At 59.1% G+C, this 24285-nt stretch carries 28 protein-coding genes and 1 pseudogene; 11 read left to right on the plus strand and 18 right to left on the minus strand.

Annotation, left to right across the window (positions count from 1 at the left end):
- Positions 1 to 645: pseudogene (locus Q0M35_RS05405) on the minus strand (alpha-D-ribose 1-methylphosphonate 5-triphosphate diphosphatase); the annotation flags it as partial.
- Positions 632 to 1369: an alpha/beta fold hydrolase gene (locus Q0M35_RS05410; protein ID WP_295313229.1), complete on the minus strand. Its 738-nt coding sequence runs from the start codon at positions 1367 to 1369 to the stop codon at positions 632 to 634. The pseudogene Q0M35_RS05405 and the gene Q0M35_RS05410, both read right to left, overlap by 14 nt.
- 132 nt (positions 1370 to 1501) lie before the next feature.
- Here Q0M35_RS05410 and Q0M35_RS05415 point away from each other — a divergent pair, with 132 nt between their 5' ends.
- Positions 1502 to 1951 (plus strand): NUDIX domain-containing protein, encoded by a 450-nt coding sequence (locus Q0M35_RS05415; protein ID WP_295313201.1) that lies wholly within the window; start codon positions 1502 to 1504, stop codon positions 1949 to 1951.
- Here Q0M35_RS05415 and Q0M35_RS05420 read toward each other — a convergent pair.
- Positions 1884 to 2762 carry a DMT family transporter gene (locus Q0M35_RS05420; RefSeq protein ID WP_295313202.1) on the minus strand — a complete coding sequence of 293 codons (879 nt, stop codon included), beginning with the start codon at positions 2760 to 2762 and terminating at the stop codon, positions 1884 to 1886. The genes Q0M35_RS05415 and Q0M35_RS05420 overlap by 68 nt on opposite strands.
- A 338-nt stretch (positions 2763 to 3100) precedes the next feature.
- Positions 3101 to 3838, minus strand: a complete 738-nt coding sequence (locus Q0M35_RS05425) for a HAMP domain-containing sensor histidine kinase (RefSeq protein WP_295313203.1) — start codon at positions 3836 to 3838, stop codon at positions 3101 to 3103.
- Between the two features lie 378 nt (positions 3839 to 4216).
- Between Q0M35_RS05425 and Q0M35_RS05430 the strand changes: the two genes are divergently transcribed.
- Positions 4217 to 4654 (plus strand): response regulator, encoded by a 438-nt coding sequence (locus Q0M35_RS05430; protein ID WP_295313204.1) that lies wholly within the window; start codon positions 4217 to 4219, stop codon positions 4652 to 4654.
- 58 nt (positions 4655 to 4712) lie between these two features.
- Here Q0M35_RS05430 and groL read toward each other — a convergent pair whose 3' ends face one another.
- From groL to Q0M35_RS05445, 3 genes are all read right to left on the minus strand, one after another.
- Positions 4713 to 6353 (minus strand): chaperonin GroEL, encoded by a 1641-nt coding sequence (gene groL, locus Q0M35_RS05435; protein WP_295313205.1) that lies wholly within the window; start codon positions 6351 to 6353, stop codon positions 4713 to 4715.
- Between the two features lie 57 nt (positions 6354 to 6410).
- Positions 6411 to 6698 (minus strand): co-chaperone GroES, encoded by a 288-nt coding sequence (locus Q0M35_RS05440; protein WP_169641459.1) that lies wholly within the window; start codon positions 6696 to 6698, stop codon positions 6411 to 6413.
- A gap of 166 nt (positions 6699 to 6864) precedes the next feature.
- Positions 6865 to 7545, minus strand: coding sequence for a DUF2161 family putative PD-(D/E)XK-type phosphodiesterase (locus tag Q0M35_RS05445; RefSeq protein WP_295313206.1), 681 nt, complete (start codon positions 7543 to 7545; stop codon positions 6865 to 6867).
- 160 nt (positions 7546 to 7705) lie between these two features.
- Between Q0M35_RS05445 and Q0M35_RS05450 the strand changes: the two genes are divergently transcribed.
- The 7 genes from Q0M35_RS05450 (at position 7706) to Q0M35_RS05480 (ending at position 13077) form a co-directional block, all read left to right on the plus strand.
- Positions 7706 to 8626, plus strand: coding sequence for a manganese-dependent inorganic pyrophosphatase (locus tag Q0M35_RS05450; RefSeq protein ID WP_295313207.1), 921 nt, complete (start codon positions 7706 to 7708; stop codon positions 8624 to 8626).
- Between the two features lie 55 nt (positions 8627 to 8681).
- Positions 8682 to 9041 carry a nuclear transport factor 2 family protein gene (locus tag Q0M35_RS05455; RefSeq protein ID WP_295313208.1) on the plus strand — a complete coding sequence of 120 codons (360 nt, stop codon included), beginning with the start codon at positions 8682 to 8684 and terminating at the stop codon, positions 9039 to 9041.
- A gap of 103 nt (positions 9042 to 9144) precedes the next feature.
- Positions 9145 to 10017: a TIGR01459 family HAD-type hydrolase gene (locus Q0M35_RS05460; protein ID WP_295313209.1), complete on the plus strand. Its 873-nt coding sequence runs from the start codon at positions 9145 to 9147 to the stop codon at positions 10015 to 10017.
- 90 nt (positions 10018 to 10107) lie between these two features.
- Positions 10108 to 10551, plus strand: a complete 444-nt coding sequence (locus Q0M35_RS05465; protein ID WP_295313210.1) for a MaoC family dehydratase — start codon at positions 10108 to 10110, stop codon at positions 10549 to 10551.
- An 83-nt stretch (positions 10552 to 10634) separates the two neighbouring features.
- Positions 10635 to 11567 (plus strand): bifunctional riboflavin kinase/FAD synthetase, encoded by a 933-nt coding sequence (locus tag Q0M35_RS05470; RefSeq protein ID WP_295313211.1) that lies wholly within the window; start codon positions 10635 to 10637, stop codon positions 11565 to 11567.
- The gene (locus tag Q0M35_RS05475) at positions 11564 to 12034 is read left to right on the plus strand and encodes a YcgN family cysteine cluster protein (protein WP_295313212.1); all 471 of its coding nucleotides are present in this window, start codon (positions 11564 to 11566) and stop codon (positions 12032 to 12034) included. Before Q0M35_RS05470 ends, Q0M35_RS05475 begins: the two co-directional genes overlap by 4 nt.
- A complete protein-coding gene (locus Q0M35_RS05480; RefSeq protein WP_295313213.1) occupies positions 12034 to 13077 on the plus strand; it encodes a beta-eliminating lyase-related protein in 1044 nt (347 codons plus the stop codon). Before Q0M35_RS05475 ends, Q0M35_RS05480 begins: the two co-directional genes overlap by 1 nt.
- Here the strand turns inward: Q0M35_RS05480 and Q0M35_RS05485 are convergent.
- Positions 13036 to 13845 (minus strand): alpha/beta hydrolase, encoded by an 810-nt coding sequence (locus tag Q0M35_RS05485; RefSeq protein ID WP_295313214.1) that lies wholly within the window; start codon positions 13843 to 13845, stop codon positions 13036 to 13038. The genes Q0M35_RS05480 and Q0M35_RS05485 overlap by 42 nt on opposite strands.
- Positions 13842 to 14441 carry a 2-hydroxychromene-2-carboxylate isomerase gene (locus tag Q0M35_RS05490; RefSeq protein WP_295313215.1) on the minus strand — a complete coding sequence of 200 codons (600 nt, stop codon included), beginning with the start codon at positions 14439 to 14441 and terminating at the stop codon, positions 13842 to 13844. Before Q0M35_RS05490 ends, Q0M35_RS05485 begins: the two co-directional genes overlap by 4 nt.
- 110 nt (positions 14442 to 14551) lie before the next feature.
- Here Q0M35_RS05490 and Q0M35_RS05495 point away from each other — a divergent pair, with 110 nt between their 5' ends.
- Positions 14552 to 15571 carry a ribose-phosphate pyrophosphokinase gene (locus tag Q0M35_RS05495; RefSeq protein WP_295313216.1) on the plus strand — a complete coding sequence of 340 codons (1020 nt, stop codon included), beginning with the start codon at positions 14552 to 14554 and terminating at the stop codon, positions 15569 to 15571.
- Between the two features lie 21 nt (positions 15572 to 15592).
- On the opposite strand, the gene Q0M35_RS05500 is transcribed toward Q0M35_RS05495, so the two are convergent.
- The 3 genes from Q0M35_RS05500 to Q0M35_RS05510 all read right to left on the minus strand — a co-directional run bounded on the left by Q0M35_RS05500 (position 15593) and on the right by Q0M35_RS05510 (position 17257).
- Complete coding sequence (locus Q0M35_RS05500) at positions 15593 to 15832, minus strand: hypothetical protein (RefSeq protein ID WP_295313217.1); 240 nt, start codon at positions 15830 to 15832, stop codon at positions 15593 to 15595.
- 27 nt (positions 15833 to 15859) lie between these two features.
- Complete coding sequence (locus Q0M35_RS05505) at positions 15860 to 16969, minus strand: serine/threonine protein kinase (RefSeq protein WP_295313218.1); 1110 nt, start codon at positions 16967 to 16969, stop codon at positions 15860 to 15862.
- Between the two features lie 123 nt (positions 16970 to 17092).
- Positions 17093 to 17257: a hypothetical protein gene (locus Q0M35_RS05510; RefSeq protein WP_295313219.1), complete on the minus strand. Its 165-nt coding sequence runs from the start codon at positions 17255 to 17257 to the stop codon at positions 17093 to 17095.
- A 97-nt stretch (positions 17258 to 17354) separates the two neighbouring features.
- Between Q0M35_RS05510 and Q0M35_RS05515 the strand changes: the two genes are divergently transcribed.
- Complete coding sequence (locus Q0M35_RS05515; RefSeq protein WP_295313220.1) at positions 17355 to 18236, plus strand: LysR family transcriptional regulator; 882 nt, start codon at positions 17355 to 17357, stop codon at positions 18234 to 18236.
- Between the two features lie 129 nt (positions 18237 to 18365).
- Here Q0M35_RS05515 and Q0M35_RS05520 read toward each other — a convergent pair whose 3' ends face one another.
- The 6 genes from Q0M35_RS05520 to Q0M35_RS05545 all read right to left on the minus strand — a co-directional run bounded on the left by Q0M35_RS05520 (position 18366) and on the right by Q0M35_RS05545 (position 24271).
- Positions 18366 to 18782, minus strand: coding sequence for a F0F1 ATP synthase subunit epsilon (locus tag Q0M35_RS05520; RefSeq protein ID WP_295313221.1), 417 nt, complete (start codon positions 18780 to 18782; stop codon positions 18366 to 18368).
- A 13-nt stretch (positions 18783 to 18795) separates the two neighbouring features.
- Positions 18796 to 20220, minus strand: coding sequence for a F0F1 ATP synthase subunit beta (atpD, locus tag Q0M35_RS05525; protein WP_295313222.1), 1425 nt, complete (start codon positions 20218 to 20220; stop codon positions 18796 to 18798).
- Positions 20221 to 20239: 19 nt separating this feature from the next.
- On the minus strand, positions 20240 to 21115 hold the full coding sequence (locus tag Q0M35_RS05530; RefSeq protein ID WP_169641477.1) for a F0F1 ATP synthase subunit gamma: 876 nt from the start codon (positions 21113 to 21115) through the stop codon (positions 20240 to 20242).
- 11 nt (positions 21116 to 21126) lie between these two features.
- Positions 21127 to 22665, minus strand: a complete 1539-nt coding sequence (gene atpA, locus Q0M35_RS05535; protein WP_295313223.1) for a F0F1 ATP synthase subunit alpha — start codon at positions 22663 to 22665, stop codon at positions 21127 to 21129.
- Entirely contained in the window at positions 22666 to 23226 is a 561-nt protein-coding gene (locus Q0M35_RS05540; RefSeq protein WP_295313224.1) for a F0F1 ATP synthase subunit delta, read from the minus strand.
- Positions 23227 to 23536: 310 nt separating this feature from the next.
- The gene (locus Q0M35_RS05545) at positions 23537 to 24271 is read right to left on the minus strand and encodes a methyltransferase domain-containing protein (protein ID WP_295313225.1); all 735 of its coding nucleotides are present in this window, start codon (positions 24269 to 24271) and stop codon (positions 23537 to 23539) included.
- Positions 24272 to 24285 lie beyond the last annotated feature (14 nt).

Raw genomic sequence — 24285 nt, forward strand, 5'->3', positions numbered from 1 at the left:
TGCAAGTGCGGCGCACAGGGTATCCAGTGCGGCAGGCACCTGCGCCATGCCGGCATGCAGGTTCTGCAGCATTTCAAGATGCACTTCGGGATTGCGGGCAGCTTTCAGCGCCTGCCCTACCAGCCCGGGCGGCCTGCGTCCTTCCCTCAGCCGGTCATGCGCCAGATGGTCGTTGAAAACCACATATCCCACCTGCCACTCCGCGATTTTCGCGGGCAGATCGTCATAGAGATCGAGCTGCGAGATCTCAAACCTGAGCTGCCCGCGGATGTCCGTGGCAAGAGAGGGTGCGGTGTCACGTAAAGCACTGAGCACTGTATTGGCAAACTCGGGGCTGCGTATGCCGCCTTCCCAGCTGGCGAACTGCGCCAGGACGGCAGTGGTGATCCCGTTGGCCGCGAGTTCGGCTTCGGTCGCGATCAGCCCCTCGGCCATCTGTTTCATTGCACCCCGTCGGGGGGCCAGATGGCGCTCGAACCCGTCGCCGTGCATGTCCACGATCCCAGGCAGCACCAGATAGCCCGAGAGATCGACCTCGCGTGCCACATGCCCGTCCGAAACCACGCCGCCCGCAATGCTCAAAGGCACCTGCTGAACACCCTCGGGTGTGAGCACGTCTGCGCCTGTCAGTCTAAGGTCTGCCAATGAATGTTCCCACGTCCGGCACACAGCTGCCATCCGGACAGCCGAGCTGATCGAGTACCGCATCAAGCCAGCTCAGGGAATGGTCAAACCGTCCCGTCTTCAGAAATTCAACGGTCTGAGCAATCACCCGGGGATTATTCATCATAAAGGTGTGGGTGACAGGCAGAACGATATGATCGCGCATGCCGGAAAGGCGTGTGGATGCTACGGACACCTTTCCGTCATCCCGACCAGGCAGAAGCGACGAGAAATAGGGGTTGAGGGATCTGTCCCCCGCAATCACCCCGAGTTCGAATGTGGCGGGCGGCAGGCGGCGTGGCAGAGAGCCCGGCCCCGTGCCTAACTGCCCGCCGGCAGGGCCGTTGATCCAGTCAAAAGCCTCAATGTCATTGAAAGCGTCGACGACCTCGCTGCCACGGTTAGGCGGGGCCAGCATCACAACCCGACCCAGCTGGTCGGGGTTCATGTCGGCCACCCACTGGCGCACCAGGATGCCGCCCATCGAATGGGTCACAAAATCGACCGGCCCAGGCGTGCCGCATTGCGCCACGGCATCGGGTATTGTCCGACGCACCAGTTCATCCACGGGAGCTGTGGTCGACGGATAGCCAGGACGCACAACCTTATATCCTTCGGCTTCGAGCGCAGCTTCCATCAGAGCAAATGAAAATTCGGTACGGGCGAGGCCGTGCAGAAGTACCACGCACTTTGTACCGGCCGGCATCGCCGGGCCTGCGAGCGCAAAGAGCCCGAAAAGAAAAAGAGTTAAATGTTTCATCAGGATTGAGATAGGGCGAGAGGCCGCGTTACAAAAGAATGACGTGACGCGATTTAATCGAAAGTGAACAGAATGGCCATGAAAACGCCGCGCCTCGCGGTCCGGGCGGTAATCGTTCATGCCGGCCGGGTGCTTCTTGTGAACGCCTGGCCCGGCAACAAAAGCGAGCTGATGTGCGCACCGGGTGGCGGCGTGGAACCCGGCAGTTCACTGCCCGAGAACCTTGCACGTGAGGTTTTTGAGGAAACCGGTCTGCGCATTTCCGTGGGCATGCCCTGTCTGGTGAACGAGTTTCATGATCCCGCAAGCGGGTTTCATCAGGTCGAGATATTCTTTCAGTGCGCTCTGTCCGGATCGTCTGAGATTTCCGACAGCTGGCAGGACCCCGAAGCCATTGTGAACCGTTATTTGTGGGCTGATGCCGGTGAACTGGCCGGCTTGATGGTCAAACCGGACAGTCTCAGAGATCTGGCTTTTGGTCCGTCGGCCGGGGCGCGGTATGACCCGCTTGAGACGATCGTGATGTAACAGCGAGTGCAATTCCGCTGAGCACGAGCACGGCGGCAAGAACCACGATCAGCGGCACCGGTTCACGCAGCAGCACGGCCCCGCCGGCGATCGCGATAACCGGCACGCTCAGTTGCACCACCGCCGCCACGCTTTGTTGCAGCAATGGCAGAACCTGATACCACAGCGCATAGCCCAGACCGGAAGTAAGACCGCCGCACAGAACAGCGAGAATCCAGCCGACCGGCGTCACATCACCGGGCAGCCCGGAAATAAGCAGCAGGGCCGGAAAGCACAGGATGAAGTTTGCACCGGTCGCGGCAAGGGGATCCCCGCGGGCTCGACCGCCGATGGTGTAGGCCGCCCAGCCCAGCCCGGCCAATACCATAAATAGCGCACCCGTCGGGTCCGCACGACCGCCCGGTCCGGGCCAGAGGGCCAGCAGCAGGCCGCAAAAGGCGACCGACGCGCCTGCAATCTGCCGTTTTGACGGCCCTGCTGCAGTGACAGCACCGTGCAGGAACATTGAAATCTGGACGACGCCGAAGAGGATAAGCGCACCGAGGCCAGCATCTAGCGTTATGTAAGCAAGTGAAAATCCGATCATATAGACCGTGAGGCTGAGCGCACCGAACAGCCGGCGCATACGGAACAGCGGAAGTGAGGTCCGCCGTACCAATACGATGAGCCAGAGCACAAGAGCACCGGAAAGAACCCTGAGCAAAGCGAAGTCTGTCGGTCCGATGTGCCCCCCGTCGACAGCCATGCGTGTCAGCACCGAGTTTGCCGCAAAGGCCGTCATAGTCGCACAGGTAAGGAGAATCAGCTGCATACGCTTGAATATCGCCTGGAAGAGTACGCGCCAACTGCCTCATATGTGCTCCGCCTGAGGCAGGGCCCGTGTTTTGAGTTGCGACCCGGGCACGTGCCGCCCAATCCCGGTCCGGGATAAAACGGAATAATAATTGTGGAGCCGACGCCGGGATGGATCGGGCCGGGCAGGTTTTGTGCCGGAAAAGCTGAGGATGTTTAGGCAGGCACCCCCAGATCAGTCGCGCCCGGGCAGATACTCAGGTGCTGCCGCTTTTCATACGCTGTCATGTAAAGTGTATGGTTCTGAGGCGGGCCACAATTCGTATTCGCTTCCGACCTGCACTCAGAGACAGCGCCTCACAAAAGTGGCAGGCGGACTTTCATGGTCGTGCCGCGTCGCCCGGCCTCACTGATAATCTCTATTCCGCCATGATACCGCAGAGCGATTTTCCGGGCGATCGCAAGCCCCATACCGCTCCCTTCAACTTCGTCACGCGGTCTCAGTGTGGTCATCGCACCGAAGACACGTTCGTGGTAAGCTTTCGGAATACCCGGACCGTTGTCGGCAAAGCTCAGGATTATCATATTCCGCTCTTTGTGTGCCGCAACCACCACTTTGCCTGACTGCCTGTCATGGTGTTTTATTGCATTGGACAAAAGCGCGTTAAGCAAGGTCAGAATATCTCTTTCGCCCATACGGACTGACGGCACTTCAAGTGCCCGCAAGAGCCTGAAATCTGAGGGTAGTCCGATCTCATCGGTTACTTCAGTCAGTGCATCATCGAGATTGACGTCGGCCACATCCTGCATTCTGCCGACACGCGAGAAAGTCAGCAAATCCACAAGCATCCGGTCCAGACGACCGGTATGCTGGTTCATCAGATCAATGCTCTCAGCGACCTGACCATCCACCCTGATACCCGCTTCAGCGAGGTCGTCCGAAATCCATTGCGGCAACTCGATCAGAGCCCTGACTGAATTGCGGACGTCGTGACTGATCAGATAGATAAAATCCTCAAATTCAGAGGAGCTGGGAAATTCACTCTCATCGCTGGTATTTGAACGTGCAGTCGATGTGGAAGCGGATGGAAGCATTGACCGAAGCCCTTTGGAGATATCTGCCTCCGGTGTATCAGCCGCTTCTGAACACCCGGTTAATGCTACAATATACTGAATTGTGAGGCGACGCGTATCGCGCAAAAGGCCAGCCGCAGCAATGAAAACGGTCGTTTTAATCCCGGATTAATCCGCACGGGCTATAGAAGGTGATGAGAAGATTGCGGCGCCTGCTTTCAGCCAGTCGCATGGAGCAACAGGAACAACCGGTCTCCCGCGAGGATCAATTCGGCAAAGCGTGCCGCGAAGACGCGAGGGACCTGAAACCGGGCGGGCAACCTGTGGTGACAGCGCCCGGCATGCCATCACCGGGCAACGTCCCGGCAAGCGGAAGCACCGCTGCAAAGGAGAGTAAGAGTGCGCAACAAGACCGTTGAAGCGACCTTCCTGCTGGTAGATGACGATGAAATCAGCATCATGGCCATGAAGCGCGCACTCAGGAAACTGAAGATTGTCAACGAAACGCTTGTCGCCAAGGACGGGCAACAGGCGCTTGATATTCTGAAGATGGCCGCCGGCGACGGGAACGGGACGCTTCCACCCTTCATCGTGACCCTCGATCTGAACATGCCGCGAATGAACGGCCTGGAGTTTCTCGAAGCGGTCAGGGCTGATCCGACGCTCAGGAGACTGGTAATTTTCGTCTTTACCACATCGGATATGCCGCAGGACATTCAGTCGGCCTACAGCCAGAATGTCGCGGGCTATCTCGTAAAGGAGAACCCCGGCGAAACCTTTTCGCGCGCGCTCGAAATGCTTGGGGCGTATTCGCGGATTGTTGAACTGCCGGCATGAAACGAAAAAGGCCCGCCGGAAAGGCGGGCCTTCGTGTTCATCCTGACGAGCAGGCAGCTTACATCATGCCGCCCATGCCGCCCATGTCGGGCATACCGCCGCCACCGCCTGCGCCTTCTTTTGAAGGCTTATCAGCAACCATCGCTTCGGTTGTGATCAGCAGGCCAGCGATAGACGCCGCGTCCTGAAGGGCTGTACGCACGACTTTGGCCGGGTCAATCACGCCGAATTTGAACATGTCGCCATATTCTTCGGTCTGCGCATTGAAGCCGAACTTCAGATCGTCGCTCTCGCGAATTTTGCCCGCGACAACGGATCCGTCGACACCAGCGTTCTCAGCGATCTGACGCAGGGGCGCTTCCAGTGCTTTGCGCACAATGGAAATACCAACGTTCTGATCGTTGTTCGCACCGGTGAGGCCTTCAAGTGTCTTACCGGCCTGAACCAGTGCCACACCACCGCCGACAACGATGCCTTCCTGAACGGCAGCGCGGGTCGCGTTCAGAGCATCATCGACACGGTCTTTGCGCTCTTTCACTTCGACTTCGGTCATGCCGCCGACGCGGATCACAGCAACACCGCCTGCCAGTTTGGCAACGCGTTCCTGCAGTTTCTCACGGTCGTAGTCGGATGTGGTCTCTTCAATCTGAGTACGGATCTGAGCAACACGCGCCTGGATCTCAGCTTTCTCGCCGGCACCGTCAACGATGGTTGTCTCGTCTTTTGTGATCTGCACTTTTTTGGCGGAGCCCAGCATGTCCATGGTCACGGACTCGAGCTTCATACCGAGATCTTCGGAGATCACCTGACCACCTGTGAGGATCGCGATGTCCTGCAGCATGGCTTTGCGACGATCGCCAAAACCGGGTGCTTTTACAGCCGCGATTTTCAGACCACCGCGCAGTTTGTTGACAACCAGAGTTGCCAGCGCTTCGCCTTCGACGTCTTCTGCGATGATCAGAAGCGGCTTTTGCGACTGGATGACCTGCTCCAGGAGCGGCACCATGGGCTGCAGCGACGACAGTTTCTTCTCGTGCAACAGCACGATGCAGTCTTCCAGCTCCGTGGTCATTTTGTCAGCGTTGGTGACAAAGTAGGGGCTCAGGTAGCCGCGGTCGAACTGCATGCCTTCGACAACATCGGTTTCTGTCTCCAGGCCTTTGTTTTCCTCGACGGTGATAACACCCTCGTTGCCAACCTTCTGCATCGCGTCCGCGATCTGCTGACCGATTTCGGCTTCGCCGTTCGCAGAAATAGTGCCGACCTGTGCGACTTCTGCACTGTCGTTGACTTCGCGCGCAGCCGCTTTGATCGCTTCGACGACTTTGACGGTCGCCAGATCGATGCCGCGCTTGAGGTCCATCGGGTTCATGCCGGCTGCGACAGATTTCATGCCTTCTTTGACAATCGCCTGCGCCAGAACGGTCGCTGTGGTGGTGCCGTCGCCGGCTTCGTCGTTGGTGCGGCTGGCCACTTCTTTGACCATCTGCGCGCCCATGTTCTCGAACTTGTCTTCCAGTTCGATTTCCTTGGCCACGGACACACCGTCTTTGGTGATGCGCGGTGCGCCGAAGGATTTGTCCAGAACCACGTTGCGGCCTTTCGGGCCCAGCGTGACTTTGACCGCGTCTGCCAGGATGTTCACACCCTTGAGCATTTTGTTGCGGGCATCTGTGTCAAATTTGACTTCTTTTGCCATCTTGTTTTCTCCTCTTGAGAATTGCGTTGAAGCGAAGGATCAGAGCAGCGCGGTAGCTTACTCAATGATCCCCATAATGTCGCTTTCTTTCATCATCAGCATTTCCTGACCGTCGAGGGTTACCTCGGTGCCGGACCATTTGCCGAACAGGATCTTGTCGCCTGGCTTCACAGCCATTTCGATCAGCTCGCCGCTGTCCTTGCGTGCACCTTCGCCGCAGGCAACAACTTCACCCTCGGAGGGCTTTTCCTTTGCGCTTTCGGGGATGATCAGCCCGCCAGCAGTTTTCTCTTCGCTTTCGGTGCGCTTTACCAGCACGCGGTCATGAAGCGGTTTCAATGCCATCTTTGTAGCTCCTTAAGGCTCAAAGTTTCTCCCTGACGACCGGTCTGATGTTTCAGCGCCGCGCCGCCGTTATCACTCGGATGGTGTGAGTGCTAACGGCGCATAGCTAGGCAAGCCGGCAGTGCGTGTCAACCACACGAACCGGAAAAATTTCAGCGTTTCCTGATCAATCTGCGCCGAGGATGCGGCCTGAGGCCGCGACTGCTTGTGCACCTGCGGGTCTGAGCCCGTAGATGCCTTTTTCCACACGTTCAAACCAGCCGTAGTGATCATCGGCCATAATGCGCGTCGCCCGCGCCACACCGGTCTCACGCGCGACATCCGAGCCTTTACTTGCGCCCGCTTCATAGAGAAAAAGCGCGAGCTTCAGAGCGTCCTGACGGTACGCTGTCACCAGACCGGCCCGGGTCTGCCCGCCCTCATTGGGATCCCCGGACCGGCGGGCAAATTCGCGCAACAGCGCATCCCGGCGCCTTGCGGATCTGCGCGGCGCGAAGGGTCCGGGATCGCAATGAACCTCAACCAGACCATCTTTCACCCGCACCGTAATCAGGCCAAGCCCCAGTCGCCGGGCGAGCGCTTTATTCTCCTTCAGCGCCCGCGCAAACCGCTTCCCCGGCTGACGCGCCACCGCCATATAGACATCATCAGAGCTTGAAAGCCGAGCCACGCACTGATGAAAAAGCGCCAGCGAAAACCCCAGTTTCAGTTCAACAATGACCGGCGGCTCACCGCCCCGGACTGCCATCACGTCAACCGCTCCGACCTCAGCCTTCACTGTATAGCCCTGGTCCTCCAGAAAAGCTTTGACGGGCGGGTAAAGATCGGTTTCGCGGGGTTTGCTCATCGGCACCATATCCGGATTTTGCTGCAGGTGCAGTCTGGCCCGGGCCAGCCCGCGGGTGCAAGCCCTGCGTCCCGCCCGCCTGAGTTCAGGAGACCGGGGTGACATCGCGGACACCCGTGATATAAGGCCCGCGAATTCGAACACCTTTGAAAGTACACTTATGACAACGCTTGTTTTCGGCCATAAATCTCCGGACACCGACAGCACCGGTTCCCCGATTATCTGGGCCTGGTATCTCAACCAGATCAAGGGCACGGAGGCCAGGCCCGTGCTGCTCGGTGAGCCCAATACCGAAGCGCTCTTCATGCTGGAACGCTGGGATCTCGAGAAGCCTGAGATCATTGACAGCCTGGCGGCGGGTACACCCGTCGTGATCGTGGATACCAACAACCCCGCAGAGTTGCCCGGAAACATCAATGACGCGGATATCCAGGCGATCATTGATCACCACAAACTGGTCGGGGGGCTGGAAACGAAGGGTCCGATCGACATTCGCATCGAGCCGCTGGCCTGCACCGCCACGATCATGTGGAAGATGATCGGCAAGGATCTGGCGCAGATGCCACGGAGCATCAAGGGGGCGATGCTGTCGTGCATCCTGTCGGACACGCTTGAGTTCCGCAGCCCGACCACGACCAACGAAGACAAGGCAATCGCCTGGGATCTGGCGCAGGATCTTGACGTGAACATTTCAGAGTACGCCGCCGAAATGTTCGCCGCGAAATCAGATGTGTCGGCCTTTACCGAAGCTGAACTGCTGCGGATGGACAGCAAAGAATACGGGATCGCAGGCAAACAGTTCCGGGTCTCCGTGCTCGAGACGACATCGCCCGGGCAGGTTCTGGATCGCAAAGGCGCTCTGATGGACGCAATGCCAGGCGTGGCAGAGGCAGACGGGGCGGATCAGGTGCTGCTTTTCGTTGTCGACATTCTCAACGAGGAAGCCACTCTGCTGGTGCCCAACGATCTGGTTAAATCCGTAGCGGAAAAAAGTTTTGATGTTCAGGTTGAAGGCGACACGGTCGTGCTGCCCGGCATCATGAGCCGCAAAAAGCAGATTATCCCCAATCTCAAAGTCTGACGGATACTGTGCAGTTGCGCCCCCGCGTGCCATACTTTGCGCAGCGGAGGGCGCGATGACTTTTCAAACCGAACTACGACACATTCTGGATAGAATGGAGCACGCGTACAACAGCGGAGACGCGGCCGCCTGTGCTGCGCTTTTCACAGAGAATGCGCAACTGCATTCGCCCTTCGGACCGTCGGCCAGCGGCCGCAGGGAAATTGAAACGCTGCACCGCGACTGGGTGGACGACGCCGGTAACAAAGCCTTCACAGTCACCGGGTCCGGTTGTGACGGGGCACTCGCCTGGTGCCTTCTGCGGTTTTCTGAAGGTGATGCGCAGAGCGAAGGCACGTCCCTTATCGTGCTTGAACACCATCACGACGAAGGCTGGCTGATCAGATCATGTTGCCTTCACGGCGACCCGGACTGAAAACTGTCGTGCAGGCGCCTGCACACTCGTGGACACAGCGTGCAGGCATACCATGTTGCCTGACAGGACCGACAATGCGACCCACCAGATATGAAAGAACGTCATGACCCGAATTATCAGTTCTCTGTCCGAAGTTTCTGCTCAGTACGACGCGCTTTTCGTCGATCTCTGGGGCTGTGTGCACAACGGTGTCAGGGCGCTGCCCGGCGCGGTGTCGGCGTTGCAGGAGTACCGCGCGGGAGGCGGTAAGGTCGTGCTGGTCACCAACTCGCCCCGGCCGCGTGCCGGCGTGCGCAAGCAACTGCTGCACTTCGAGGTGCCGGATGATGCCTGGGACACAATTGCGACTTCCGGTGACAGTGCGCGGTCGGCGATGTTCCGCGGCGCTGTGGGCGAGAAAGTCTGGCATATCGGACCGCCCACCGACCTGAAGTTTTTCGAACCGCTGAAGCTTCTGGAAGACCCGGCTGATATCCGGCGCGTCGATCTTGACGACGCCGAAGGCATTGTCTGCACCGGCCCGTTTGACAGCCTCGCGGACCCCGCTGTGATGCGACCGCAGTTCCTGCTGGCCAAACAGCGGGGGCTGAAACTCCTGTGTGCTAATCCCGATATCGTGGTCGATCGGGGCGACGTGCGCGAATGGTGTGCCGGTGCGCTGGCGCAGCTTTATACGGAGATGGGTGGTGAAAGCCTCTATTTCGGCAAGCCGCATCCGCCGGTTTATGATCTGGCGCGCCGCAGACTGGCAGAACTGGGCTCAGATGTGCCTGACAGCCGCATTCTGGCGATCGGCGATGGTATTCTGACGGACATCGCCGGTGCGATGGGGGAAGACCTTGATTCGCTTTTTATTTCCGGTGGTCTGGCGGCGTCGGAGACAAGGACATCGCAGCAGCCCGACACTGAGGCGCTGAACGCCTATCTGGAAAAGGAAATGTCCAGCCCGACCTATACAATCGGTCACCTGCGCTGACATCGGGTCTCTTTAATTTTCTGCGTTTGCAAAGTAATTAAATTTCAACTATTGTGATTCAAACGTCAGAAAATTACCGGAAGAATGACAATGCTGGATAATCTGCTCCGCGGTACGATCTGCATCGAAGACATCGAAATGGGCATGTCCCGCGCGCTCAGGAAAGTGGTCACCGACCAGGACATCGAGATGTTTGCGCAGATCTCGACCGATCACAATCCGGTACACCTTGATGATGATTATGCGCGTGACACGATTTTCGAAGGGCGGATCGCGCACGGGATGCTGACCGCGGGTCTGATCTCTGCTGTCATCGGCGAACAACTGCCCGGGCATGGAACTGTGTATCTTGGGCAGTCACTGCGGTTTCTCGCGCCTGTGCGCCCGGGCGATCTGGTACATGCCGAAGTCACCGTGACAGACATCGATCCCGCCAGGCGCCGTGTGCGGATGGATTGCCTTTGCTCTGTTGATGGCAAAAAGGTGCTCGTAGGTGAGGCAACTGTTCTGGCCCCTTCGCGGAAATTCGACTGATCCGGCACCAGGCCCGGACGGACGGCAGGCCAAAACGCGTGCCACGGCTTGCGCGCCGCGCGCCCTGAGGCTACCCAAGGCGGATGAAGACCCTCCGGGATTATCAGTTTGTTGACCCCAAAGACCGCGGCGCGAGCGCTGCGATCGGGAATTTTGACGGTGTGCATCTCGGGCACCAGTCCGTTATTGCGCTTGCCCGCGAGGTTGCACCCGCCGCCCCTCTGGGCGTTCTGACATTTGAGCCGCACCCGCGTGTCTTTTTCGCCCCTGACGCGCCGCCTTTTCGTCTGATGAGTCGTGAGGCCCGCGCCAGCCGCCTGGAAAAACTTGGGGTGGAATATCTCTTTGAGTTGAATTTCAACGCCGCACTGGCCGCCCTCGCGCCTGAGGATTTCGCGCAGCGGGTGATCGCGGATGGCTTTGGTCTGAGCCATGTGATCATCGGAGCCGATTTCTGTTTTGGCAAAGGGCGTTCCGGCACGGCACAGGATCTTGCCGCTTTCGGCGAAAAGATGGGCTTCGGCGTCACCATAGCCGATCTGATTGAACGCTCGGATATGACCATCTCTTCAACCGCGATCCGGCGCGCACTGACCGAGGGTGCGCCCCGCGAAGCCGCCGCCATGCTGGGTCACTGGCACCGCATTGAAGGCCCGGTGATCGGTGGCGAACAGCGCGGGCGCGAGCTTGGGTACCCCACTGCCAATATGTCGATAGACGGGCTGCATCCACCGGCCTTTGGCGTCTATGCAGTGCTTGTCGACGTGCTCAGCGGGCCCCGTGCCGGCAGTTATCACGGCGTGGCCTCCATCGGCGTGCGACCAATGTTCGGAGAAAACCGCCCCAACCTTGAGACCTTCATTTTTGATTTCACCGGTGACATCTATGGCGCACAGTTGTCTGTCGCACTGATCGAGCACCTGAGGCCGGAGGAGAAATTCGACAGCCTTGAGGCACTGATCACGCAGATGGATGCCGACAGCGAACGCGCCCGCGCGATCCTGGCTGCCCTATGAAAGATCCGATCAGCCGCACCGGCCTGCGCGACCGCTACTGGGAGCGCAAGCCACTGAAAAAAATGAACAAAAAGGAATGGGAGGCGCTCTGCGACGGGTGCGGAAAGTGCTGCCTGAACAAGCTCGAAGACGAGGACAGCGGCGAAGTGGCTCTGACGCGTATCGCCTGTCGCCTGCTGGATGACGAAAGTTGCCGCTGCTCGCAATACGAGATCCGCCACCACTTTGTGCCAGACTGCATCGTTCTGCGGCCGGATAATCTGGACACGCATGCCTACTGGATGCCTGAGACCTGCGCTTACCGGTTGCTCTGGCAGAAAAAGCCTCTGCCCGACTGGCACCCGTTGATCAGCGGCACCGCGCAGTCGGTCCATGATGCAGGAGTGTCGGTGCGCGGCATGACGCTGAGTGAGTTCGATATCCCTGAAGAAGAGTGGGAAGAATACGTAATTGAGGAGCCCGTCTGATGTTTTTTGCCTCTGACAATGCGGGGCCTGCGCATCCGCAGGTGATGCACCATGTGACAGCTGCCAACGAGGGGTTCGCCCTGCCCTATGGCAATGATCCGATCATGGCAGGCGTGCGCGAAACGATCCGCGATATCTTTGAGGCACCTGACGCGGCCATCTATCTTGCCGCGACAGGCACTGCGGCCAATGCGCTGGCACTTGCCTGTTATTGCCGGCCGTTTGAAACGGTTTTCTGTTCGCCGGTGGCGCATATCCATGAGGATGAATGTAACGCACCCGAGTTTTACACGGCAGGGGCCAAGCTGACCCTGGTGCCGGGCGGTGACAGAATACAGCCCGATGACCTGCGCCGGAGCATCGCCGCAGAAGAAAGCAGGGGCGTGCACGGTCCCCAGCGCGGGCCGGTCTCAATCACCCAGGTGACGGAACGCGGCGGGGTCTACAGCCTGCAGGAATTGCAGGCACTCACGGCCGTTGCGCGCGAGCACGACCTGCCGGTGCATCTGGACGGCGCACGCTTTGCCAATGCCCTGGTGGCACTGGGATGCTCAGCGGCGGAGATGACCTGGAAATCGGGCGTGGATGTGGTGAGCTTCGGCGGCACAAAGAACGGCTGTCTCGGCGTCGAAGCAGTTGTGCTTTTCGATCCCGCAAAAGCCTGGGAGTTTGAGTTGCGTCGTAAACGCGGGGCGCATCTTTTCTCCAAACACCGGTATCTTTCCGCGCAGATGGCGGGTTATCTGGAAAACGGGTTGTGGCTGGAGACGGCAGCACTGGCCAATGAGCGCTGCAGCCGGCTTGCGGCAGGTCTGCGTGACCGCGGCGCGAAGTTCCTGCATGAGCCGCAGGCCAACATGATTTTCGCGGCCTTTCCCCGGCGCGTTCACCAGGCGCTGCACGATGCGGGAGCGATGTATTATATCTGGGAAGGCACGCTGGAAGGCGACGACCCTGACGAGATGCTGGCCGCACGTCTGGTCTGTGACTGGTCGGTAAGTTCAGACCAGGTCGACACCTTTCTCAGCCATCTCGATATGTGATCCGATCGCATCGGCGACATCCTGTGGGTGCGTCACTGGCGCCATATGACCTGCATGCGCGATCGTCACCTCGCGCGCGTCCGGCAGGCGATGCGCGAGAGCTCTGTTAATGTGCGCTGTAACGTCCGGGCTTTGCGCCCCGCGCATCAGCAGCACCGGCATTGTGATCCGTCCGAGCCTGCCGGGGCGCAGCAATCCGGGGCTGTCATCAAAGATCATCGGCGACTGCGCCGGTACCAGGTGCATACGGTCGGTCATGTAGGCCTTAGCCGCCGGCGGAATGTCAGCCCAGCGGGTGACGTCGCCCCAGACGCGGTTGAACAGGCGCGCAGCCTTCGTCATGTCGCCGGCTTTGAGGGCCTCGCTGTAGGGAGCAGCGTTCGCGTCATGCGCGGCGAGAGCCGCGGGATTATCCTGAGCCAGCACAACGAACCATACCGGCTCGATAAGCGTCAGGCTCCGCACCAGGCGTGGCGATTCCGCAGCCAGACGCAGCGCGACAGTCGCGCCAAAAGAATGTCCGATCAGATGGACGCCCGTGCCCAGAAAGGGCCGCGCAAGACCGGTACAGAAGTCGTGAAAATCTCCCTGCCCGTTCCAGTCAGGGCTGCGGCCGTGCCCCGGCAGATCGCAGGCGGTGAGCGTCACCTGTGAGCTCAGCGCTGCGCCGACACCGCGCCAGGCACCGGAGTGCCCCAGCGTGCAGTGAATGGCGAGCGCCGCGAGTGGCCCCTCTCCGAAGGTACGAAAAAAGGCCTGAGGGCTCACAAACTGCCGGCGAGATGCGCGTCGAGATCATCGATCCGGTCCTGGCCCCAGAACCTCTGGTCCCCATCGGTGATGTAGAAGGGCGAACCGAATACACCGCGCTCCACGGCCTCATCGAGGTTGGCGGCATAGGTCTCGGCCCCGGTCAGCATTCCGCTGTCCGCCAGCGCCGGGTCAAAGCCGGCCCCCGCAAGGCACTCCCGGATCACGTCATCCTCAGCAATATTTTTCTCTTCCGCCCAGCACGCACGCAGCAGTGCATGACACAGCCCGCTGAGGTCTCCCCCGCCTGCATTCTGAGCGGCGATCACCGCATAGGATGACGGCGCCTGATTGGTCGGCCAGTGGGCAGGTTTGAGATTGAACGGCATGTCGGCTTTCTTTGCCTGGCGCACCAGTTCCTGAGCGCGGTAATCGATCCGGCTGAAGTGCCGGTCTTTTGGCGGCGTCCCACCGGTGCGCGCAAAAAGTGCCAGTACATCGAGCGGTTTGTACGTGATCGTTGCACCATGTTTTTCGGCGACTTTTTCAGCCCGGTTCCCGGCAAGGTAGGCGTATGGAGAGATCGTCGAAAAAAAGAGGTCGATATGCGCCATTTCGGGCTCCCTGATGCGGTGTGGTTCTTTGCCGATTGGTAAGGCCGTGTTAGGTGGTGTCAACATCACGAATCTGTCACATTGCGTGCCGCTGTCCAGGACCTGCCCTTATGCCTCAGCATCAAGAACCGAAACTGATCTCCGGAAACGCAAATATGCCGCTGGCCCAGGCCATCGCAAGGCGCATGTCGATGCACCGGGGCATGCAGGTGGGTCTCGTTGATGCCCGCGTCGAGCGGTTCAATGATGGCGAGATATTCGTCGAGGTTTTCGAGAACGTGCGCGGCGAGGATATGTTCATCCTGCAATCCACGTCGAACCCGGCGAACGATAATCTGATGGAGCTGCTGATCATGGCTGACGCGCTGCGCCGGTCGTCTGCTGCACGTGTGACGGCGGTACTGCCCTATTTCGGCTATGCCCGTCAGGACCGTCGCACCAAGGCGCGCACGCCGATTACCGCCAAGCTTGTGGCCAATATGCTCGTCGGCACAGGCATTGAACGGGTTCTGACGATGGATCTGCATGCTGCGCAGATCCAGGGGTTCTTCGACATCCCGGTTGACAACCTATACGCCTCGCCGATCTTCGCGCTGGATATCAAAACAGAGTTCAAAGACCGGATGGGAGAGCTGATGGTGGTTTCACCCGATGTCGGCGGTGTGGCCCGGGCGCGCGAACTTGCCAAGCGCATCAACTCACCACTCGCGATCGTTGATAAGCGGCGCGAAAAACCCGGTGAGGTTGCAGAAATGACAGTGATCGGCGATGTGACCGGTAAAACTTGCCTCATTGTGGACGATATGTGCGATACTGCCGGTACGCTTTGCAAGGCGGCCGAGGTTCTTATGGACAACGGCGCGAAGGAAGTGCACTCCTATATCACCCACGGTGTCATGTCAGGCCCTGCGGTGGAGCGGGTCACCGGTTCGGTGATGAAGTCGCTGGTGATCACAGATACGATTGCACCGACCGACGAGGTTAAGGCCGCGCATAATATCCGTGTTGTGCCGACTGCGCCGGTCTTCGCTCAGGCGATCCTGAACATCTGGAACGGCACTTCTGTCTCGTCGCTCTTTGAGGCCGAAACACTGAGCCCGATATACGATGGTATGTACGCTGCCGAGTAAGCGATCACCGAACTGAGCTGGTCAGGACCAGCGGATCAGTCCGATAATCGCTGATGATGCATAGAAAAACTGCAGGATCAGAAAAGCCCAGCGGCGGTCGATCACGGCCCATGCCGCAAAGAGCAGCGCCGAGACCAGAAGCAAAGCAAAGCCGGTAATTTCATTGCCCGTGTTCGAAGCAATCAGCATCGCATAAAGAATGGCGAGGCCGGAGCCCAGCCACTCGAAGACAGTCGTCAGTTTGCGTTTATCAGCGAACAAAAGCCCCGTTCCTTTCCCGGCCCGGCATCACAGATGCGGAAAATAATCTTCACAGGTTCCTTCACGATATACATCCGCCGTGCAGCAGTGCAGCCCACCACCAAAGGCATAGGCGTCGCGCAGTTCCACTTCGACAACTTCCATACCCAGCTTGTCCATCTGTTCGGCCTGATACACTTCCGATTTCTCGACGCAGACTGTCTTCGGGTCGAGCACCAGCACGTTCATACTGAGCCAGACGGATGAATAGCACAGCGGCGGCGGCTGATTATGCGCGGGCTGTGCAGCATCCACAATTTCCCAACCGTTTTTCTCAAACATATCCCGCTGCTCTGACGGAAGGCGACGCTGCGGATTGTTGAGGATCAGGCCAGGACGCAGTGGCGTGAATGTCGCGTCGATATGGATCGGATAGGGATCGCCCGGAAAGTTCACCGCATGCACACGGTGGTCCGGGAAGTGCCGGCGCAGCCACTCAATACCCTTGAGATTGGTAGTGAACCCATGTTGCACCACCAGATCACGCCCGAACCGCAGCACGTCAGCGGCGTCGAAAAGCGGCTCCTCCTCGGTCGTGACGAAAAACTTCTCTGCGGCCCATTGCAGCCGCTTTTCCACGCCGATTTTGTCGCTGAGGTAATCAGGGTGATAGTCCGCATCCGTCAGCCGCGGTTTCGGCGCGCTTTCATGGCGGAACTTCGGGTCTTCCTCAAAATATTTCTGCATCAGCGGCCGGTAGTTCAGATATTCAAACCAGCGACAGCGATAGGACATCGTCGCCTCCAGCATCTCCGAGCCCACGGTCAGCAAAACATCGCGCGGGGGCATACAGCCAAACTGACTGTCCGTGTGAAAATCGGGCGTGGTGGCAGGCAGCGCATGATCGATTGGCACGGGCCGGTCGACGCGGATGCCGCGCGCCTGAAGCTGTCCGGCAAAAGTGTCGAGCAGCTCATTAGCGCGGTCGATGGTTTCCTGCGGACGCCGGCCCCACTGGCCGCGCATGTCGCTGTCTTCGGGCACCTTGGCCTCCAGCGCAGGTTCTGCGGGCGGGATATGGCAGTCATCCGCCCGCCCCACGATCACGTGGCGGAGCGGATCCCATTCATTCCAGCTGTTAACAACGGTTTTGTGCATTTCCTGCGCTCCTGACTGAGATGCTCCGACACATACCGGAGTGTTGATAGGAGCATTGTGCGGCGGGCTCAAGCAGTGACGTGACAAGGGACCTGTCTGCCCCTTGTCGCGCTTGCGTCGTGCTCAGCGGCGAACCCTGGTGGTCGGTGCCCGCCAGTGGAAGCCTCTCTTTTTGCTGCGCCGGTCGGCTTCTGCCAGAAGGCCCGCATCCTCAGGCGTGTGGTGCCGGTGGCCCCAGACATCCTCGCGGGTTGCGGTTCTGAAGGTGGATGAAAGAATTCCGAACATGTTGCTCTCCTGATTTACGCGGTATACCCCCTGATAAGCGACATACATGCCCTCAGGCAAAACAGTATGACTGATAATATATAAGTCAGGCTAACATATGGATTGGTCCAAAATTCCTTCGCTCGCGGCATTGCGTGCATTTGAGGCTGCTTCACGGCACCAGAGCCTGAGTGCGGCGGCCCGCGAGCTGAACGTGACGCATGCTGCAATTGCCCAGCATGTCCGCGCACTCGAAGAAGATTTTTCCGAAAGCCTTCTGGTCCGGCAAGGACGTGGCGTTGCACCGACGGCGGCGGGACTGGTGCTCGCCGGGCGTCTGAGTGAGGGCTTTCAGAGCATTGCAGATGCCGTTGACGATCTGCGCACGCAGGGCGCGAACCGGCCACTCAATATCACCGTGACGCCGACCTTTGCCGCCAGTTGGCTGATGCCGCGGATCGGAGATTTCTGGGCAAAACACCCAGAGGTTCGGCTCAACATAAATCCGGGTACCGAACTGGTTGATCTGCGGCGTGACGGGTTTGATCTGGCTGTGCGCTATGGGGAGGGCGACTGGCCGCGGCTTAACGCTGAGTTGCTGACAGAAGCGCAGTATCTTGCGCTGGCGCATCCGGATCTGATCGGAGACCGTGTGGTCACGAAGGTTTCTGATCTTATCGATCTGCCCTGGCTCCTCGACTCCAATGTTATGGAACGACGCCGGATCATTGAACAGGAAGGGATTGACCTCGACAGGGTCAAAGTCACCACACTCACGACCAATGATCTGACGCTGTCGGCGGCGGTTGCGGGTCTGGGCGTAACGTTTCAACCAGGCTCGCTGGTCGAGCGGGAGATCCGCTCGGGGCAGCTCAAACCGCTCGTCGCCCTCCGCGAGCGCGGTCTGGGGTATCACCTGGTGACTGTTCCGGGGCGGATGCATCCGGGTCAGCGGGTGTTCATGTCCTGGCTGCGCAAAAAGGCGCGCGAAGGCCAGTAGCTGCGAGACCGGGACAACTGCAGCACCATGGAACCAATCTGATGACCCGCAATTCTGCCGGGTCTGACCGCGCCAAACCAAAAAAGCCCCGCACTGAGGCGGGGCTTTTCGGTTCTTCAGCAGGTTATGTCAGACGCTGATGTGATCACCGACGGCAACCATGTCGGCGAGCAGCTTGGCCGCGTCATCCACCGGGCCCGGCTCGTTGTCGAAAGTCTCTTTAGCGCGGCTCAGTGCCTCTTCGGCCTCTTTCACCATCGCTTCGTGATGCTCTCTGGTCATATCACCTTTGGCAATCGCACGCTCTGCCAGCACCGAAATGCTGTCGGCACTGATCTCGGCAAAACCACCTGTCACAACGTACTCGGATGCGCCATCGGGGCCTTCCACGCTCAGCACACCGGGGCGCAGCGTGGTAATGGTGGGCGCATGGCCTGCCATCGCCGTCATATCGCCATCGGCCCCGGGGATCTGTACGGACGTGACCTGCGCAGAGGCAAGCAGCCGTTCCGGAGAAACGAGGTCGAACTGGACTGTATCTGCCATGTCTCAGAGCTCCTTAAGCGGCGTCTGCCGCCATTTTTTCGGCCTTGGCTTTCACCTCGTCGATGCCGCCGACCATATAGAATGCGCCCTCGGGCAGGTGATCATAGTCGCCGGCCACAACCGCTTTGAAGCTTTCGATTGTCTCGGTGAGCGGCACCTGTTTGCCGTCGGCGCCGGTGAAGACTTTGGCCACGTCGAAAGGCTGGCTGAGGAAACGCTGGATTTTACGCGCACGGGCAACGGTGAGTTTGTCTTCTTCAGAAAGCTCGTCCATGCCAAGAATCGCGATGATATCCTGAAGTGATTTATACCGCTGCAGGATCCCCTGAACGTCACGTGCCACCTGATAGTGCTCTTCACCCACAACCGCAGGGTCCATCAGACGTGATGTGGAATCGAGAGGATCCACCGCCGGATAGATGCCCAGCTCGGAGATCGCACGGGACAGAACCGTTGTCGCATCAAGGTGCGCAAAGGATGTCGCAGGGGCAGGGTCGGTCAGGTCGTCCGCAGGCACGTAGACGGCCTGCACGGACGTAATAGAGCCCGCTTTGGTCGAGGTGATGCGCTCTTGCATCTGGCCCATGTCGGTGGCCAGTGTCGGCTGGTAGCCCACAGCTGAAGGGATACGGCCCAGAAGGGCGGACACTTCGGAACCGGCCTGCGTGAAGCGGAAAATGTTGTCGACGAAGAACAGAACATCGGTACCGGACTGGTCGCGGAACTGCTCGGCCAGTGTCAGGCCGGTCAATGCCACGCGCATACGGGCTCCGGGAGGCTCGTTCATCTGGCCGTAGACCAGCGCCACCTGGCTGTTCTCGAGGTTTTCGGGGTCGATCACGTTGGATTCGATCATTTCGTGGTAGAGGTCGTTGCCTTCACGGGTCCGCTCACCCACACCGGCGAACACGGAATAGCCCGAGTGCACCTTTGCGATGTTGTTGATCAGTTCCATAATGAGAACGGTTTTACCAACACCCGCACCGCCGAAGAGGCCGATTTTACCGCCCTTCGCGTAGGGGGCCAGCAGGTCGATCACCTTGATGCCGGTTTCCAGCACTTCGGAAGTCGTCGACTGCTCTGCGAACTCAGGTGCCGGCTGGTGGATGGAGCGTTTCTCGTCTGCGTTGACCGGGCCCTTTTCGTCCACAGGCTCGCCTACGACGTTCATGATTCTGCCGAGGGTCGCATTGCCCACCGGGATCGAGATCGGTCCGTCGGTGTCGGTCACTTTCTGACCGCGCACCAGGCCTTCGGTCGAGTCCATTGCGATGGTCCGGACGGTGTTTTCGCCCAGGTGCTGGGCCACTTCGAGCACCAGCCGGTTACCGTGGTTTTCGGTTTCCAGTGCGTTCAGAATCTCCGGCAGGTGATCCTCGAACTGAACGTCGACGACCGCGCCGATGACCTGTGTAATTTTGCCTGAGGCATTTGCCATGTCGTTTCTCCGGTATGTTCTACAGCGCTTCCGCGCCGGAAATAATTTCGATCAGCTCGTTGGTGATGACGGCCTGACGCGAGCGGTTGTATTCGATCGTGAGGTCTTCGATCATCTCCCCCGCGTTGCGCGTGGCGTTGTCCATCGCAGACATCCGTGCACCCTGTTCGGAAGCGCCGTTCTCCAGCAGTGCTGAGAATATCTGGGTTGCCACGCCGCGTGGCAGCAGGTCCGCGAGTATCGCTTCTTCATCGGGCTCGTAATCAAAGAGTGTTGAGGCTTCATCGGCCTCCGGCTCTTCGAAATCCGCCGGAATGATCTGCTGTGCCGTCGGGATCTGGCTGACGACGTTCTCAAACTTTGCGTAAAAGATCGTGGCCACGTCAAATTCACCGGCATCAAAGCGCGCAAGGATATCTTTGGCGATGCCCTGCGCATCCGCATAGCCGACGCGTTTGACCTCTGTCAGATCCACGTGACCGACAAAGTGTTTGCTGTACTCACGCTTAAGCTGGTCGCGGCCTTTTTTGCCGACGGTCAGGATTTTGACCTCTTTGCCTTCCGCAAGCAGCTTTTTCGCGTGGGTTTTGGCCTTTTTGGCGATGTTGGCATTGAAGCCACCGCAAAGGCCGCGCTCGGAGGTCATGACGATCAGCAACTGTACCTTGTCGCTGCCGGTACCGCTGAGCAGGCGGGGGGCGGAATCTGACCCGCCCACCGATGCCGCCAGATTGGACATCACCGCGTTGAAGCGCTCGGTATAGGGGCGCGACATCTCGGCTGCTTCCTGCGCGCGGCGCAGTTTCGCCGCGGCAACCATCTGCATGGCCTTGGTGATCTTGCGGGTCGATTTGACCGACTCGATCCTGTTTTTAAGGTCCTTAAGACTGGGCATGGGCCTACCTCTTAAGCGAAGTCAGAGGCGAATTCGCTGATCGCAGCTTTGAGTTTATCTGCTGCATCGCCTTTGATTTTCGGGTCCTCATCGGTGATCCAGTCCAGCACGTCCTTGTGCTTGGAACGCATGTGGTTCAGCAGACCGGTTTCGAAACGGCCGACGTCTTTGACTGCGACCTTGTCGAGGAAGCCGTTGGTACCTGCAAAAATCACACAGACGATCTCGGCGTTCGTCAGCGGGGAATACTGAGGCTGCTTCATCAGCTCGGTCAGGCGGGCACCGCGGGCCAGCAGCTGCTGGGTAGAGGCATCAAGATCAGAGCCGAACTGAGCAAAAGCCGCCATTTCGCGATACTGCGCGAGCGACAGTTTCACCGGACCGGCAACCGAAGACATCGCAGATGTCTGAGCCGAAGATCCGACACGCGACACAGACAGACCGGTGTTCACCGCAGGGCGGACACCCTGATAGAAGAGTTCCGTCTCAAGGAAGATCTGGCCGTCAGTGATCGAAATCACGTTGGTCGGAATAAAGGCCGACACGTCGCCGCCCTGCGTTTCGATGATTGGCAGAGCTGTCAGCGAGCCGTTTCCTGCATCATCACCCAGTTTCGCGGAGCGTTCGAGCAGACGGGAGTGAAGATAGAAGACGTCGCCGGGATAGGCTTCACGACCGGGCGGGCGACGCAGCAGCAGCGACATCTGGCGATAGGAAACAGCCTGTTTGGACAGGTCATCATAGACGATCAGCGCGTGGCGACCGTTGTCGCGGAAGTGCTCGGCCATGGCCGTCGCCGAGTAAGGTGCGAGGAACTGCATAGGCGCAGGCTCAGACGCCGTCGCGGCAACGACGATGGAGTATTCAATCGCACCGGTCTCTTCGAGCTTTTTCACGAGCTGGGCAACGGTCGAACGTTTCTGGCCGATGGCCACATAAACGCAGTAGAGCTTTTTGCTCTCGTCGTCGCCGGCGGCATCGTTGTAGGATTTCTGGTTGAGGATCGCGTCAAGTGCGACGGCGGTTTTGCCTGTCTGACGGTCACCGATGATCAGTTCCCGCTGGCCGCGGCCAATCGGAATCATGCTGTCCACGGCTTTCAGGCCGGTGGCCATCGGCTCGTGCACGGATTTACGCGGGATGATGCCCGGTGCTTTGACGTCTGCGACAAGCGATTTGGAGGCGTTGATCGGCCCCTTGCCGTCGATGGGGTTTCCAAGGCCGTCCACAACGCGGCCAAGCAGCTCGTCACCGGCAGGCACGGACACGATCGAGTTGGTACGCTTGACGGTGTCGCCTTCTTTGATGTCGCGGTCGGAGCCGAAGATCACGACGCCGACGTTGTCGGCCTCAAGGTTCAGCGCCATGCCCTGAATACCACCGGGGAATTCGACCATTTCACCGGCCTGCACGTTGTCCAGACCATAGACGCGCGCAATACCGTCACCGACGGAGAGCACCCGGCCCACTTCGGCCACTTCGGCTTCCTGGCCGAAATTCTTGATCTGGTCCTTCAGGATCGCAGAAATTTCTGCTGCTTGGATACCCATTTATCCGACCTCTTTCATTGCATTCTGGAGGGAATTCAGTTTCGCGCGGATCGAGGTATCGATCATACGCGAACCAACTTTAACGACGAGACCGCCGATGAGGCTTTCATCAACGGTCGCATTCAGTGTCACGTCTTTGCCTGTAGAGGCTTTGAGCGTTTTGGCGAGTTTCTCGGATTGCGCTTTGGTCAGCGCTTTGGCGGAGACGACCTCTGCGGTCACTTCGCCCTTTTCTGCGGCGATAATATCGCGCAGCGTGGAAAGCAGCTGTGGCACAACAAAGAGGCGGCGTTTCTGCGCCATGAGCGCCAGTGTGTTCGCCATCGTGTCTGTCAGGTTCATTTTCGATGCGATCGCGGTGATCGCTCCGGCCTGTTCTTCGCGGGTGTAGATGGGCGAGTGGATCAGGGTCCGGAAATCCTCGCTGTCGTTCATTGCCGCCTGCAGCGCGTCGATGTCTGCTTCGAGTGCTTTTACGGTGCCGCCGTCTTTTGCGATATCATAGACTGCGGTCGCATAACGCGCAGCGATGCTTGTGGAAATCGAAGCTGGTTCTGACACGTCCACCCTTCCGATGTTCTGGCCCCGGATGTGCGAATTATTCGCGTCACCAGGCATGTTGGCGCGGCTTGAAACTAGTCAAGACGTCGAAATCAGCGGTGATGTAACAGACCGTTCCACACCCCGCAACATGAGATCGTCAAGCGCTCTGCGACGGGTTTTCTTGTGTTTACAGGGCCTTGGCCCGGGTGCGACCGTTTGGCTGCGCAGAAAACTTACAAAATCGTTCAAATAATCAGCCCGTTTGCGATTCTGACGGCGCAAAAACGGGCATTATCCGGCCTTTGTATGCACATCGGCCGCGCCGGTGTTATACCGCTTTGGCCGCCGGTTTGAGCACACTGACAGCTGACGGGCGCCGCGCGGGCTCGATCTGGCCTTTGGGCGGGTAGACAAGTTTGGTGGCCTCCACCATAAAAGCGCCCCCGGCCATCATCGCGGGCACCCGGCGACCGATATTCTCAAACGCCGGCCCCGCTTTCATCCAGAGCCGTTTCGCCGAAGGCACCTGATAAAGCGCGCCCAGATGCCGCTCGGGGAGGAACTGGTGTTTGCGCAGCTGTGTCTCAAGCTGGCCCGGCGAATAGGGACGCCCGAAGCCGAAAGGGGTGCGGTCGCGTCGCGCCCAGAGCCCCGCACGGTTCGGCACGATAAAGAGCGCCCTGCCCCCCGGACCAAGCACCCGCCAGCATTCCTCTAGCAGATCTGAGGCCCGCTCTGATGTCTCCAGCCCATGCAGCAGCACCAGTTTATCCACATGGCCGGTTTCCAGCGGCCAGAGCGTTTCCTCTGTCAGCACAGAGACGTTATCTTTGTCCGCAGGCCAGGGTATCACCCCCTGAGGCCCGGGCATAAGCGCGATGACACGGCGCGCGTCTTTTAGATAGGGCCGCAGCAGCGGAGCGGCAAAACCATAGCCCACGACAGTCTGCCCTTTGGCTTCCGGCCAGAACTCCATCATCCGGCCGCGCAGGCTCGCCTGGGCCGCCCGGCCCAAAGCGGACCGGTAATAAAAATTTCGCAGGTCCTGTACATCCAGGTGCATTGCAGACGGCCCTG

Source organism: Roseobacter sp., from assembly GCF_024639605.1.
Taxonomy (GTDB): Bacteria; Pseudomonadota; Alphaproteobacteria; order Rhodobacterales; family Rhodobacteraceae; genus Roseobacter.

Excerpts from the sequence above, each read along its gene's own strand:
- Q0M35_RS05410 (WP_295313229.1), bottom strand. The coding sequence starts at position 1,369 with ATGCCGGCCGGTACAAAGTGCGTGGTACTTCTGCACGGCCTCGCCCGT.
- Q0M35_RS05415 (WP_295313201.1), top strand. The coding sequence starts at position 1,502 with ATGAAAACGCCGCGCCTCGCGGTCCGGGCGGTAATCGTTCATGCCGGC.
- Q0M35_RS05420 (WP_295313202.1), bottom strand. The coding sequence starts at position 2,762 with ATGCAGCTGATTCTCCTTACCTGTGCGACTATGACGGCCTTTGCGGCA.
- Q0M35_RS05425 (WP_295313203.1), bottom strand. The coding sequence starts at position 3,838 with ATGCTTCCATCCGCTTCCACATCGACTGCACGTTCAAATACCAGCGAT.
- groL (WP_295313205.1), bottom strand. The coding sequence starts at position 6,353 with ATGGCAAAAGAAGTCAAATTTGACACAGATGCCCGCAACAAAATGCTC.
- Q0M35_RS05440 (WP_169641459.1), bottom strand. The coding sequence starts at position 6,698 with ATGGCATTGAAACCGCTTCATGACCGCGTGCTGGTAAAGCGCACCGAA.
- Q0M35_RS05445 (WP_295313206.1), bottom strand. The coding sequence starts at position 7,545 with ATGAGCAAACCCCGCGAAACCGATCTTTACCCGCCCGTCAAAGCTTTT.
- Q0M35_RS05450 (WP_295313207.1), top strand. The coding sequence starts at position 7,706 with ATGACAACGCTTGTTTTCGGCCATAAATCTCCGGACACCGACAGCACC.
- Q0M35_RS05455 (WP_295313208.1), top strand. The coding sequence starts at position 8,682 with ATGACTTTTCAAACCGAACTACGACACATTCTGGATAGAATGGAGCAC.
- Q0M35_RS05460 (WP_295313209.1), top strand. The coding sequence starts at position 9,145 with ATGACCCGAATTATCAGTTCTCTGTCCGAAGTTTCTGCTCAGTACGAC.
- Q0M35_RS05465 (WP_295313210.1), top strand. The coding sequence starts at position 10,108 with ATGCTGGATAATCTGCTCCGCGGTACGATCTGCATCGAAGACATCGAA.
- Q0M35_RS05470 (WP_295313211.1), top strand. The coding sequence starts at position 10,635 with ATGAAGACCCTCCGGGATTATCAGTTTGTTGACCCCAAAGACCGCGGC.
- Q0M35_RS05475 (WP_295313212.1), top strand. The coding sequence starts at position 11,564 with ATGAAAGATCCGATCAGCCGCACCGGCCTGCGCGACCGCTACTGGGAG.
- Q0M35_RS05480 (WP_295313213.1), top strand. The coding sequence starts at position 12,034 with ATGTTTTTTGCCTCTGACAATGCGGGGCCTGCGCATCCGCAGGTGATG.
- Q0M35_RS05490 (WP_295313215.1), bottom strand. The coding sequence starts at position 14,441 with ATGGCGCATATCGACCTCTTTTTTTCGACGATCTCTCCATACGCCTAC.
- Q0M35_RS05495 (WP_295313216.1), top strand. The coding sequence starts at position 14,552 with ATGCCTCAGCATCAAGAACCGAAACTGATCTCCGGAAACGCAAATATG.
- Q0M35_RS05505 (WP_295313218.1), bottom strand. The coding sequence starts at position 16,969 with ATGCACAAAACCGTTGTTAACAGCTGGAATGAATGGGATCCGCTCCGC.
- Q0M35_RS05510 (WP_295313219.1), bottom strand. The coding sequence starts at position 17,257 with ATGTTCGGAATTCTTTCATCCACCTTCAGAACCGCAACCCGCGAGGAT.
- Q0M35_RS05515 (WP_295313220.1), top strand. The coding sequence starts at position 17,355 with ATGGATTGGTCCAAAATTCCTTCGCTCGCGGCATTGCGTGCATTTGAG.
- Q0M35_RS05520 (WP_295313221.1), bottom strand. The coding sequence starts at position 18,782 with ATGGCAGATACAGTCCAGTTCGACCTCGTTTCTCCGGAACGGCTGCTT.
- atpD (WP_295313222.1), bottom strand. The coding sequence starts at position 20,220 with ATGGCAAATGCCTCAGGCAAAATTACACAGGTCATCGGCGCGGTCGTC.
- Q0M35_RS05530 (WP_169641477.1), bottom strand. The coding sequence starts at position 21,115 with ATGCCCAGTCTTAAGGACCTTAAAAACAGGATCGAGTCGGTCAAATCG.
- atpA (WP_295313223.1), bottom strand. The coding sequence starts at position 22,665 with ATGGGTATCCAAGCAGCAGAAATTTCTGCGATCCTGAAGGACCAGATC.
- Q0M35_RS05545 (WP_295313225.1), bottom strand. The coding sequence starts at position 24,271 with ATGCACCTGGATGTACAGGACCTGCGAAATTTTTATTACCGGTCCGCT.